Source organism: Pannonibacter anstelovis, from assembly GCF_036881715.1.
Taxonomy (GTDB): Bacteria; Pseudomonadota; Alphaproteobacteria; order Rhizobiales; family Stappiaceae; genus Pannonibacter; species Pannonibacter anstelovis.
Genome location: NZ_JBAKBF010000007.1, coordinates 12875 through 25402 on the forward strand (window position 1 = coordinate 12875; position 12528 = coordinate 25402).

Annotated in this window: 8 protein-coding genes; 3 read left to right on the forward strand and 5 right to left on the reverse strand. The window is 62.5% G+C overall.

Translation table 11 applies throughout. The features are described 5' to 3' along the window. Positions 1-422 precede the first annotated feature (422 nt). From fdxA to V6L75_RS12115, 3 genes are all read right to left on the reverse strand, one after another. A complete protein-coding gene (gene fdxA, locus V6L75_RS12105) occupies positions 423-761 on the reverse strand; it encodes a ferredoxin FdxA (protein ID WP_334251758.1) in 339 nt (112 codons plus the stop codon). A gap of 198 nt (positions 762-959) precedes the next feature. Continuing rightward, positions 960-1388 (reverse strand): RNA-binding S4 domain-containing protein, encoded by a 429-nt coding sequence (locus tag V6L75_RS12110; protein ID WP_334251956.1) that lies wholly within the window; start codon positions 1386-1388, stop codon positions 960-962. Next, positions 1385-4471: a helicase-related protein gene (locus V6L75_RS12115; RefSeq protein ID WP_334251759.1), complete on the reverse strand. Its 3087-nt coding sequence runs from the start codon at positions 4469-4471 to the stop codon at positions 1385-1387. Before V6L75_RS12115 ends, V6L75_RS12110 begins: the two co-directional genes overlap by 4 nt. A gap of 695 nt (positions 4472-5166) precedes the next feature. Between V6L75_RS12115 and pyc the strand changes: the two genes are divergently transcribed. Beyond that, positions 5167-8610: a pyruvate carboxylase gene (pyc, locus tag V6L75_RS12120; RefSeq protein ID WP_334251760.1), complete on the forward strand. Its 3444-nt coding sequence runs from the start codon at positions 5167-5169 to the stop codon at positions 8608-8610. A 193-nt stretch (positions 8611-8803) separates the two neighbouring features. Next, a complete protein-coding gene (locus V6L75_RS12125; protein ID WP_334251761.1) occupies positions 8804-9565 on the forward strand; it encodes a TSUP family transporter in 762 nt (253 codons plus the stop codon). A gap of 4 nt (positions 9566-9569) precedes the next feature. On the opposite strand, the gene V6L75_RS12130 is transcribed toward V6L75_RS12125, so the two are convergent. Beyond that, entirely contained in the window at positions 9570-10286 is a 717-nt protein-coding gene (locus tag V6L75_RS12130; protein ID WP_334251762.1) for a glutamine amidotransferase, read from the reverse strand. Positions 10287-10367: 81 nt separating this feature from the next. Then, positions 10368-10841, reverse strand: coding sequence for a tellurite resistance TerB family protein (locus tag V6L75_RS12135; protein WP_334251763.1), 474 nt, complete (start codon positions 10839-10841; stop codon positions 10368-10370). Positions 10842-11174: 333 nt separating this feature from the next. On the opposite strand from V6L75_RS12135, the gene V6L75_RS12140 reads away from it, so the two are divergent. After that, on the forward strand, positions 11175-12458 hold the full coding sequence (locus V6L75_RS12140) for an imelysin family protein (protein ID WP_334251764.1): 1284 nt from the start codon (positions 11175-11177) through the stop codon (positions 12456-12458). The last annotated feature ends 70 nt before the right edge of the window (positions 12459-12528 follow it).

A 12528-nucleotide genomic window follows, 5' to 3' on the forward strand; every position in this document is an offset into this window, starting at 1 on the left:
CGCCACGGGGCGGACCGTTGTTCCTGTGGTAACGCAAACCGGACCGGAACCTGCTCACGCATGAGCACCGGACCTGTCTGTACGTCTTGGGTGGTCAGCCGCCGGTGCTCGCCGGTTCGAACGGGCCGCATTTCACATGTGCATGGCTGCGGAGAAACCTGATCTCGCGCACGATCCAGCGGTGGACTGCGACCATAAAAAAACCTCCAGGGGGAGGGGGTGAACCAAGACTGCGACGACTACTTGAACAACCTATCACAAAAACGCAAAAAACCAAAGCAGAAAGCGACCGGGTGTTATGCCGGCCGCTCTGGCAACTTGCTTCCGTATCGTAACCTGCAGGCTTCCGTCATGCTTCAGGTCAAGGATTTCGCGCTTTTGACAAGGCTGAGGGATGCTGACGCATCAAGCCTTGCGATGGCTCAGGCGCCGTCCGGACCGTTGGGCGAGAAGTGCGTTTCCAGCTTGTTCTTGACGCCGTCAAACTCAGGTGCCTCGGGAAGGGCATCCTTCTTCTCGGTGATGTTGGGCCACTTTGCCGCATATTCGGCGTTGAGCTCGATCCACTTCTCAAGGCCCGGCTCGGTGTCCGGCAGAATGGCTTCGGCCGGGCACTCCGGCTCGCATACGCCGCAATCGATGCATTCGTCCGGATTGATGACGAGCATGTTCTCGCCCTCGTAAAAACAATCGACCGGGCAGACTTCGACACAGTCGGTGTACTTGCACTTGATGCAGTTGTCAGTGACGACGTAGGTCATCGCGTTCCTCTTGATGGCGCTGGCTGTGTCAGCCGGTCCTCGCGCCGTCTCCCTCAGCTACGGCGGACCGGCAGAACCTGCTTCCCGTTTCAGGGCCGTTGCCTACCGCTTTTGCCCCTTTGAGGCAAGCACAGTAAGGGCACGAAGGGCTTGGCGGAAGAAAAGCGCATGCGTCCTTTTGCCTGTCCGGGGATCAACTTACTCAGGATCATCAAGGCCGGAGTGAAAAGCGTCCATGCGGCGCCGGTCGCGTTTGGTGGGGCGGCCCGAGCCAGGCTCACGCTGTGCGGGGGCAATGGGCACCTCCTCACGCGGCGCGGGCGGCGGGGTCAGGTCCTTGTAGAGAAGCTGTGCTTCCGGGGCAGGGCCCCTCCGCGTTCCGAGACCGGCAACTTCCAGCACCAGCACCCGGCGTTCCAGGGTGATGGTCAGGACATCGCCAAGGCGGATGGCCTTGCTGGCGCTGTCGATCTTCTCACGGTTGACGCGCACATGGCCGCCGGCGGCCAGTTTCTGGGCCAGGGTGCGGGATTTCGTCACCCTGGCAAACCAGAGCCACTTGTCGATCCGCTGCGAGGCGGACGGCCCCGCGTACGGGGCCGTGTCTGATGTGCCTTTGGCGCTCAGGACTTGCCTTTTTCCATGTTGGCCTTCAGAGCCAGCAGGGCTGCGAAAGGCGAGTTCGGATCAATCGGCTTTTCGGGGCGCGGCGCGCGGTCACGCTGGCCGGCATGACCCTGACCCTGCTTCTGACCCTGATGCTGCGGCTTGCCGCCCTTGCCGCCGTCGCGCCGGTCATCACGTCTGTCATCACGGCGGCCTTCGCGGTTGCCGTCACGGTTTCCGCGATGCTCTCCGCCAGAGCGGTTACGGCCGCCTTCAGCGCCCTCACCTTCGCCGCGCTTGCCCTGCTGCGGACGGCCACGGCCGCCCTTGTTGCGGTCACCGCGGTCACCACCGCCACGGCGCTCGCCAGCTTCACCACCCTGACGCGAACGCCCGCCGGTGCGGCCTGGGCGCCAGATGTCGATGGTGACGGTTTCAGTGGCAACGGCGGCAGCTTCGCCAGCGTCAGCCGTCTCCGCTTCAGCCTCAGGTGCAACCGGCTCTGCGCCTGCTTCGGTCTCTGCCGGAGCTTCGGCTGCGGGTTCTTCTACAGCAGCTTCCGCTTCCGCAGGAGCGGCTTCGGCCGGGGCCGTTTCGGCAGGCGCGGCTTCGACTGTCACGCTGGCCACGGGAGCGGCTGCCACCGGACGCTCGATCTCGCGCTTTTCGTTGCGGTAGCCGAGGGACTTCAGGATTTCTGTAAAGTCATCGCCCGCGCAGCCCAGCAGCGAGGTCATCGCGACGGTGACGGTGAAGCCGCCGCCCTGCGCAATGGCGCCATCGGGCGGGGTGACGCTGGCATCCAGCGGCTTCCAGGCGATCAGCGGACGGATGAGGTCCGCCAGACGCTCCAGAATGTCGACACGCACGGCGCGCGGGCCGCAAACGCGGAAGCCGACGACCTTGTAAAGCGCCTTGTCGATCTGCGGATCGACGGTAATGGACGTGCGGCCCGAAGCCGAAAGCTGCGGCAGTTCCACGAGGCCAGGCATGTCGGGCGAACCGTGCTTCAGCGCCCAGAGCTGGGCCAGAAGCTGGCTGGGGGCGGGCTTCAGCAGCGCCGGGACATAGATGTTGTAGGCACCAAAGCGGACGCCGAGCTTGCGCAGCGAGGCGCGCATGTCCTGATCGAGCTGGCGCACGTCATTGGCCACATCCTGGCGCTCCAGAATGCCGAGCGCTTCATAGATGCGGTAAGCGATGCCGCGGGCAAGTCCTTCCAGCCCTTCGGCGTCCTTCAGGTCGATCAGCGGCTTCAGCAGGGTTCCGACATGGGCCTTGACCCAAAGGTCAACGCGGGCCTGCACCCGGTCACGGGCAGGGCCGGTCAGGTGTTCGTCTGCCAGAAGCACAAAGCCGGGCACCAGCGCGTCGTCACCGGCAGTGAGACGGGCGACGGGTTCACCCTGCCAGCGGATGGTGCCATCCGTGCTCAGGACGAAATCTTCATTGGGCGCACGCGAGAGCCGGTCGGAACGGGCTTCAATCTCGCTGGCCAGGGCCTTCTGGGCTGCTGCGCGTACGGCCTTCCCTTCCGGGCTGTCCGCAACCGCATCCGGCGCGAACCGGAACCCCTGCAGGCGGCCGATGTGCTGGCCCTCCACAAGGACGTCCCCAGTCTGCGTGATTTCCGCTTCCAACATGGCGTTCTCTCTCAAACGTCTCATCAATACGCTTGTCCGCCTGTCCACGAACCGCTGAGTTAAACGGTCATGCAGGGCGTCCGACAATCTGTCTTCAATGCCTCGGGTGACGCCCTGCCAGTGAACAGGGTCCTTCAGCCATTCGGCACGGTTTGCCACGAAAGTCCAGGTGCGGATGTGCGCAATCCGGTTCGCAAGAGTGTCGATATCACCATCCACCCTGTCTGCGAAAGCCACTTGACGCTGAAACCAGTCTTCATCGACCACCCCGTTGCGCACGAGCAACGTGTATAGGTGGATAAGCAGGTCTCCGTGGTTAGCCGGGGCTATCTTGCGATAGTCCGGCACCTGGCAGACATCCCAAAGCAGCGCCACCCGTGCGGGGGAGGACGCCATGTCGCGGATGCCGTGATCCTTTGCGGCATATTCGAGGGCCTGCGCATCGTCGGCGGCTGGCGCACGGGCCAGTCCATCTTCGCGCGGCGGCAGGTCCAGTGTGTCACGCAGGCTGGAAATCGACGTGAAATCAAGCTGCGTGTTGCGCCACTGGAAAACTTTTAATGCATCGAACCGGTGGCTCTCGATCATCTCCACCAGATCATCGGACAAGGGATCGACGCGGCCCGTCACCCCGAAGGAGCCGTCGCGCATGTGGCGCCCGGCGCGCCCGGCGATCTGACCCATCTCGGCGGGGCTGAGATTGCGGTATTGATAGCCGTCGAATTTGCGGTTTCCGGCAAATGCGATGTGGTCCACATCCAGGTTGAGGCCCATGCCGATCGCATCGGTGGCGATCAGATAGTCCACGTCGCCGTTCTGGAACAGCTCGACCTGCGCGTTGCGGGTGCGCGGGCTGAGCGAGCCCAGCACCACTGCTGCACCGCCGCGCTGGCGCCGGATCAGCTCGGCAATCGCATAGACCTCGCTGGAGGAGAAGGCGACGACCGCAGAACGGGCCGGCAGGCGGGAAATCTTCTTGGAGCCTGCATAGGTCAGTACCGACATGCGCGGCCGTGTCACCACATTAAGGCCGGGAATGAGCTTTTCCAGCAGAGGGCGGGCGGTCGCAGAGCCCAGCAGCAGCGTTTCGGAGCGGCCGCGCAGGTTCAGGATGCGGTTGGTGAAGACGTGGCCGCGCTCCATGTCTGCGGCCAGCTGCACCTCGTCGATGGCGACAAACTCGGTATTGAGGTCGAGCGGCATGGCCTCGACCGTCGAAACCCAGAAGCGCGGCGCCTTCGGGACGATCTTCTCTTCGCCCGTGATCAGGGCAACGGCGGCCTCGCCTGCACGCTCCACCAGACGGCCATAGACCTCGCGCGCCAGCAGGCGCAGCGGCAGGCCAATGAGGCCTGAGGGCTGCGCCAGCATCCGCTCGATGGCGAGATGGGTCTTGCCGGTATTGGTCGGGCCCAGCACCGCGGTAACGGTTCTGGACCGGGCGGCCGGCGGCAAGGTCATGATCTGGATCGGAGGCATCGCGCGGAGTGCTTCGTTCGGCCGGGTGTCTTGGCCCTCACCAAGGTCAGGGCGTGCGGAAGGCTGTCTAGCATAGGGCCAGCACCCTGTCCCTCACGATTTTCGGCCCCGCTTCTAGCGCAGGGTGATGGCTGAATCAGGGCGGCAGATCGGGGTGGAGGAACGAGTCTGGAACAAAGGCTGATCGAATCGCAGACAAGCCCTGAGTCTGTTTTTGTTCCCTACGACATGTGGTTTCCGGCAAGGAGGTGGCTACGAAATCCTGAATCTGACCAAGGATTTACGGCGGGCAGGGGGCGGTTTTCCGGAATCGCGTCAAGCTCAGGAAATCGTGCAGATCAGGTTAACCGGATCAGCAATTTTCATGAGGCCGGTCGAAACTTTCAGCACCAAAGCGGAACGACTCATGCACGAATCGCTGTCCGTTATGCGTTTTTGTTTTGTTCGTACGACAGTTTGTAGTGTTCAGGCGGCAGGGCTACGAAATAGCGGTAGGGGAACGTAACTGGTTGCTCCTGGCAACCAGTTGAACCAGGTAAAAAGTAAAGAATTATGTCCCATTATGGGGCGTTTGATTGTTGAGCTGGCGCAGGCGAATAGGTCAAGAGTGTTGGCTCTTTTCTTTGCCCTCATCCCTTTGTATGACTCATGCGCTTTCATATTGGGGAGGTATGGGCTTGGCCATCCGTAAGATTCTCGTTGCTAACAGATCTGAAATCGCTATCCGCGTGTTCCGTGCCGCGAATGAGCTCGGGCTGAAAACCGTCGCCATCTTTGCCGAGCAGGACAAACTGGCGCTTCACCGCTTCAAGTCCGACGAGGCCTATCAGGTCGGCAAAGGCCTCGGCCCGATCGAGGCCTATCTGTCCATCGACGAGATCATCCGGGTTGCCAAACTCTCGGGCGCCGATGCCATCCATCCCGGCTATGGCTTCCTGTCGGAGAGCCCGGAGTTTGCCGAGGCCTGCGCCCAGAACGGCATCATCTTCATCGGCCCGCAGCCCGAGACCATGCGCCGGCTTGGCAACAAGGTGGCGGCGCGCAACCTTGCCATCGAGGCGGGGGTGCCCGTCATGCCGGCCACCGATCCGCTGCCGGATGATATCGAGGAGATCAAGCGGCAGGCGGATGGTATCGGTTATCCGGTGATGCTCAAGGCTTCCTGGGGCGGCGGCGGCCGCGGCATGCGCGTCATCCGCGACGAGGCGACGCTGGTGCGCGAAGTGGTCGCAGCCAAGCGCGAGGCGAAGGCTGCCTTCGGCAAGGACGAGATCTATCTGGAGAAGCTGGTCGAGCGCGCCCGCCATGTGGAGGTGCAGATCCTCGGCGATTCGCACGGCAATCTGGTGCATCTGTTCGAGCGCGACTGCTCCATCCAGCGCCGTCACCAGAAGGTCGTGGAACGCGCCCCGGCACCGTATCTCTCTGAGGCTCAGCGGCAGGAGCTGTGCGGCTATGGCCTGAAAATCGGTCAGGCGGTGAATTACTGCGGTGCCGGTACGGTCGAATTCCTGATGGATTCGGACACGGGCGCCATCTACTTCATCGAGGTGAACCCGCGCGTTCAGGTGGAGCATACGGTGACCGAGCAGGTGACCGGCATCGACATCGTCAAGGCGCAGATCCGGATCGCAGGCGGTGCCGCTATCGGCACCGAGGCAAGCGGGGTCCCCGTACAGGGCGATGTGCGGCTCAACGGCCATGCGCTGCAGTGCCGCATCACCACCGAAGATCCGGAACAAAACTTCATCCCCGATTATGGCCGCATCACCGCTTATCGCGGCGCGACCGGTTTCGGTATCCGTCTGGATGGCGGCACGGCTTATTCGGGCGCGGTGATCACCCGTTTCTATGATCCGCTGCTGGAAAAGGTGACGGCCTGGGCCCCGAGTGCTGAAGAAGCCTGCCAGCGCATGGAACGCGCCCTGCGCGAATTCCGCATCCGCGGTGTGGCCACCAACCTTGTGTTCCTCGAGAACATCATCGGCCACCCGGACTTCCGGGCCAACAACTACACGACGCGCTTCATCGACGGCACGCCGGAACTGTTTGCGCAGGTGAAGCGGCAGGACCGCGCCACCAAGCTGCTGACCTACATTGCCGATGTTTCCGTCAACGGCCATCCGGAAACCCGCTCGCGCCCGCGCCCCGGCCGGGAAGCGGCGGCCCCTGTCGTGCCGGATTTCGGCAGCGTGAAGCCCGACGGCACCCGCCAGCTGCTGGAGCAACTGGGTCCGAAGGGCTTTGCAAACTGGATGAAAGCGCAGCCGCAGGTGCTGGTGACCGACACCACCATGCGTGATGGCCACCAGTCGCTGCTGGCCACCCGCGTGCGCACCCATGACATTGCAGCGATCACCGATGCCTATGCCGCCGGTCTGCCGCAGCTGCTGTCGCTGGAATGCTGGGGCGGGGCGACCTTTGACGTGGCCATGCGCTTTCTGACGGAAGACCCGTGGGAGCGCCTGCGCCTCATCCGCCAGAAAGCGCCGAACATCCTCCTTCAGATGCTGCTGCGCGGCTCCAATGGCGTTGGCTACACCAACTATCCGGACAATGTGGTGCGCTTCTTCGTGCATCAGGCAGCGCAGAACGGTGTCGATCTCTTCCGCGTGTTCGACTGCCTTAACTGGGTGGAGAACATGCGCGTTTCGATCGACGCAGTGCTGGAGACGGACAAGCTCTGCGAGGGTGCGCTGTGCTACACGGGCGATCTGCTCGACAGCGCAAGGCCGCAGTATGACCTGAAGTACTACGTCAATCTTGCGAAGGAGCTGGAAAAGGCGGGCGCGCATATTCTCGGCGTCAAGGATATGGCGGGCCTGCTGAAGCCTGCGGCTGCGCGCATCCTGTTCAAGGCGCTTAAGGAAGAAATCGGCATTCCGATCCACTTCCACACACATGACACTTCCGGCGTTTCGGCTGCCACGGTGCTGGCTGCGGTGGATGCAGGTGTGGATGCCATTGACGCGGCGATGGATGCCTTCTCCGGCAACACATCGCAGCCGTGCCTTGGCTCCATTGTCGAGGCGCTGAAGGGCTCAGACCGCGATCCGGGACTTTCGGCTGAGGTGATCCGCCGGATTTCCTTCTACTGGGAAGCGGTGCGCGGCCAGTATGCGGCCTTTGAAAGCGACCTGAAGGGGCCTGCCTCCGAAGTCTATCTGCACGAGATGCCGGGCGGTCAGTTCACCAACCTCAAGGAACAGGCCCGCTCGCTTGGCCTTGAAACCCGCTGGCACGAAGTGGCGCAGGCCTATGCCGATGCCAACATGATGTTCGGTGATATCGTCAAGGTCACGCCGTCGTCCAAGGTGGTTGGCGACATGGCGCTGATGATGGTCAGCCAGGGCCTGACGGTGGCTGATGTGGTGGACCCGTCCAAAGACGTGGCCTTCCCTGATTCCGTCGTGCAGATGCTGCGCGGCGATCTGGGCCAGCCCCCGGCCGGCTGGCCGCAGGCGCTGCAGGCCAAGGTGCTGAAGGGCGATACGCCTATCACCGTGCGTCCCGGCTCGCTCCTGCAGCAGGAGGATCTGGAGGCCCGCCGCAAGGAAGCCGCCGAGAAGACCGGGCTCGAGATCAGCGACATGGATCTTGCGTCCTATCTCATGTACCCGAAGGTCTACACGGACTTTGCCAAGGCTCAGAGCCAGTACGGCCCGACCTCGGTTCTGCCGACGCCGGTCTATTTCTACGGGCTTGAGGTGGGCGAGGAAATCCTCGTCGAGCTGGAGCCGGGCAAGACGCTGGTGGTCCGCTGCCAGGCCGTGGGCGAGACGGACGAGCAGGGCGAAAAGAAGGTGTTCTTCGAGCTGAACGGCCAGCCGCGGATCATCAAGGTGCCGGACCGGGCCCATGGCGCGGCAGGCCATGCTGCCCGCCGCAAGGCCGAGGCTGGCAACGAGGCCCACGTGGGCGCGCCGATGCCGGGCGTCGTCTCCACCGTTGCCATCGCAGCCGGTCAGGAGGTCAAGGCCGGTGACGTGCTCTTGTCCATCGAAGCCATGAAGATGGAAACCGCGCTTCATGCCGAGCGCGACGGTGTGGTCTCCGAAGTGCTCGTCACCCCCGGAAGCCAGATCGACGCCAAGGACCTGCTTGTGGTGTTCAAGGCCTGAGTGCAGCGTCAGACAGGAAATGCGCAAGGGGAGGCTCCGGTCTCCCCTTTTTGTTTCAACGCGTTCACCCCCGCAAACTGCCCTTGCCAGCCCTCGTATTCCGTGGCATCGCAGGCGTCCCATTCCCCGATGCTGGTCCCTCCCGCCGCCTTACATGAGACGGCAGGAACCCAGCCCCTTCCGGTGCTCTTCCATGGAACTGTCCTATGAGGTTCTCGGCCTCCTGTTTCTTGCCGCTCTCATGGCCGGCTGGATCGATGCGATTGCAGGCGGCGGCGGGCTGATCACCATCCCTGCGCTGCTGCTGGCAGGTCTGCCGCCTGCAACGGCGCTGGCGACCAACAAGCTGCAGGGCAGTTCCGGCACGCTGACGGCAGCCACCTATTTCATCCGCCGGGGCGCGGTATCGGTGCGGGCAAACATTCTGCCCATCATCGCCATATCGCTTGGCTCGATCTTTGGCGGCTGGGTACTGCAGCAGATCAATGCAGAGCTGCTGGTGCTGTTCATCCCGGTGCTGCTGGTGTCGATCGGTCTTTATTTCCTGTTCTTCGCCAAGAACCTGGACGAAGAGCGGGCGCCGCGTATGAGTGCAGAACGCTATGCGGTGACTGCTGCGCCTGCCATCGGCTTCTATGATGGTTTCTTCGGTCCTGGCACCGGGTCTTTCAGCTCCACGTCACTGGTGCTTCTGCGCGGCATGACCATCCGCAACGCGACTGCCCACGCCAAGCTGTTCAACCTGACCAGCAATCTGGGTGCCCTGTTCTATTTCATTTTCTTCGGCCAGATCGCCTGGGTGGCGGGCGGTGTCATGGTCGTGGGCCAGATGGCCGGCGCCTATCTCGGGGCTCACTTTGCCTTCAAGGGCGGGGCAAAAATCATTCGGCCCATCACTGTGATCGTCTGCTTTGCCATGAGCATCCGCGTGCTTATCAGCGTCTGGCCGTGGTGAGGTATTACCCCGCCCGCCCGATCCAGATGTCGAGGAAATCGTCCAGCCATTTGCGCGAGGCGTGGTCGAAGACGTAGCGGCCGGCGAAATGGTCCTGGCGTCCTTGGGCGCCGGGCAGGGACATACGCGGGGCGCCTTTCGTGGTCCAGCGCACCATCATGGCATGGGTCAGCTCCGGGTGGAACTGAATGCCGTAGGCGGACGGGCCAACACGGATGGCCTGATTGGGATAGGTATCGCCCGAAGCCAGAAGATCGGCCCCATGCGGCAGGTCGAAGCCTTCCCGGTGCCATTGGTACACCTTGGATGGCCAGCGCATCAGGGACTTTCCGGTCTCTGTCGGGTGCAGCGGATAATAGCCGATTTCCACCAGATCCTGCGGATGGGCGCCGACCTTGCCGCCCAGATGCTTCACCATCATCTGCGCGCCAAGGCAGATGCCGAGAAAGGGTTTCTGTTCTGAGAGGGGGACGCCTATCCAGTCGATCTCCCGGTGGACAAAGGCTTCCGGATCATTGGCGCTCATCGGCCCGCCGAAGATGACGGCGCCTGCGTGATGCTCCATCGTGTGGGGAAGCGTGTCGCCGAAGCGCGGGCGGCGGATGTCCAGTGCAAAGCCCCGCTTCACCAGTTCCTGCCCCACGCGGCCGGGCGACGATGTTTCCTGATGCAGGACGATCAGGATGCGTGGCTGGTGCGGGGAGGCAGGATCAGGGTTCATGCTGTCACGATAACTTTGCAAGCGGCCCGGCGTCGAGCGCTAATCCAGAGCAATGCGCCCTGAAATCAGGCAGTTGCCGGATCATTTTTCATCCGCATGCTCCTGCTCGCGGGCCACTTTCTGGCGCAGGGCGATGCGGTCACGCGAGGAGACGCCGAGCAGCTCAGAGACGCGCCAGATGGTGTTGTCTTCAAACTCGTGCACATGCCCGTCCGCATAGACAAGCTGCCACATCAGCTCGATGATCTTCTGCCGTTCGTCCTCTTCAAGCTTGCGTTTCAGGACGGAGGTGAAGCCATACATGTCGACAGCCTCATTGTCCTTGTCCGTCGCAAGGGCAACAAGCTCGGCCGTTTCGGCGTCACTCAGGGAATAGTGGGTCTTCAGGATCGTGGTGAGCTTGGTCTTCTCCACGTCATCGACTTCACCGTCCACGCTGATGACATGGACGAGAAGTGCGGCGACGGCGAGCCGGTGATCATCTTCGGCGAAAGTCAGATTGTCGCTGTCGCCAAAGGTGACGTCCTTGATGAAGCGCTTGAAAGCATCGAGCATAGAATCATCCGTCCTGAAGTCTTGGGCGCGGAACCCGTTAACCGTCACGGTTCTGGGTTCTCGCCACCGGATATCCGTATCTTCACTGAGATATAGGGGAGAACGTGACGGAAAAACCACCCGAAAACCTGCCTTTTGGCCACAAGCACGTGAGGTGTTGTCCGTTTGCACCGCTGAATGTGCCGTTTTGTAACTTGACACAAACGTTCAGGAATTGTCTTGTCCGCCGAGACCTGCCGCAGGCGCATGCCCCTCTTCGGCCAGATCCGGGGCATTTCTGCCAGGCAGTCACGGGCGGCGCTGGGGCCGTCCGATGCTTAGGGAGATTGCCCCATGACACGTTCGTTTAAAGCCATCCTGTTCGCAGCCACTGCGATGATGGCCCTTCCTGCCTCTTTTTCCGCCCATGCGGCGGACGTGAAGCCGGCCGATGTTCTGGCGACCTATCAGGATGTTGCTGCTGCGGCCTATGCGGATTCCGTCACCTCCGCCAAGGCGCTGAAGGCCGCCGTTGATGCGCTGATTGCCAAGCCGGATGAAGAAACCCTGGCGGCTGCCCGCAAGGCCTGGATTGCCGCCCGCAACCCGTATCAGCAGACGGAAGCCTACCGGTTCGGTAATGCCATTGTCGATGACTGGGAAGGCAAGGTGAATGCCTGGCCGCTGGACGAGGGCCTGATCGACTACGTGGACATGTCCTACGGCGACAGTTCCGAGGAAAATGCTCTCTATGTGGCCAATGTCATCGCCAATCCGAAGCTGCAGCTGAATGGCGAGGAGATCGACGCTACGATGATCACGCCGGAGCTCCTGTCGGAAAAGCTTCAGGAGGCTGGAGGTGTCGAGGCCAATGTGGCGACCGGTTACCACGCCATCGAGTTCCTGCTCTGGGGGCAGGACCTCAATGGCACGGGTCCGGGCGCGGGCAAGCGCCCGGCCACGGATTTTGATCCGGCCAATTGCACCGGCGGAAATTGCGAGCGGCGCATCCAGTATCTGCAGGCGGCAACAGATCTGCTGATCTCCGATCTTGAAGAAATGGCAGCGGCCTGGGCCCCGGGCGGTGCGGCGCGCGAAGAACTGGCCGCCAAGGGCGAGGCCGGCGGTCTGGCCACCATTCTCACCGGCATGGGCTCGCTCTCCTACGGCGAACTGGCCGGCGAGCGCATGAAGCTCGGTCTCATGCTGCATGATCCGGAAGAGGAGCATGACTGCTTCTCCGACAACACCCACATGTCCCATTACAACGACGTGCTGGGCATCCGGAATGTCTACTTCGGCACCTATACCCGGATTGATGGCACCAAGGTTTCCGGCCCGTCTCTGGCGGATCTGGTGGCCGCAAAGGACAAGGCTGTGGCAGACGAGCTGAAGGGCAAGCTTGATGCATCGCTGGCGGCTTTCGACAAACTGAAGACCCGCGCCGAAACGGCTGAAGCCTATGACCAGATGATTGGTGAGGGCAATGAGGAAGGCAACGCAGTGGTGCAGGCCGCCGTGGACAGCCTGATCGATCAGACCAAGTCGATCGAACGTGCCGTTGGTGTTCTGGGCCTTGAGTCCATCGCCTTCGAGGGCTCCGACAGCCTGGACAATCCGGGCGCTGTCTTCCAGTAAGCCCGGACTGGACGCAACAGGCGGGGAGGGAATGCTTCCCTCTCCGCCGCCGCAGAGGGGTGTGGCTGAT

What these genes read in the sequence shown, in the direction of transcription:
- fdxA (WP_334251758.1), bottom strand. Translation starts at nt 761, where the DNA reads ATGACCTACGTCGTCACTGACAACTGCATCAAGTGCAAGTACACCGAC.
- V6L75_RS12115 (WP_334251759.1), bottom strand. Translation starts at nt 4,471, where the DNA reads ATGACCTTGCCGCCGGCCGCCCGGTCCAGAACCGTTACCGCGGTGCTG.
- V6L75_RS12125 (WP_334251761.1), top strand. Translation starts at nt 8,804, where the DNA reads ATGGAACTGTCCTATGAGGTTCTCGGCCTCCTGTTTCTTGCCGCTCTC.
- V6L75_RS12130 (WP_334251762.1), bottom strand. Translation starts at nt 10,286, where the DNA reads ATGAACCCTGATCCTGCCTCCCCGCACCAGCCACGCATCCTGATCGTC.
- V6L75_RS12135 (WP_334251763.1), bottom strand. Translation starts at nt 10,841, where the DNA reads ATGCTCGATGCTTTCAAGCGCTTCATCAAGGACGTCACCTTTGGCGAC.
- V6L75_RS12140 (WP_334251764.1), top strand. Translation starts at nt 11,175, where the DNA reads ATGACACGTTCGTTTAAAGCCATCCTGTTCGCAGCCACTGCGATGATG.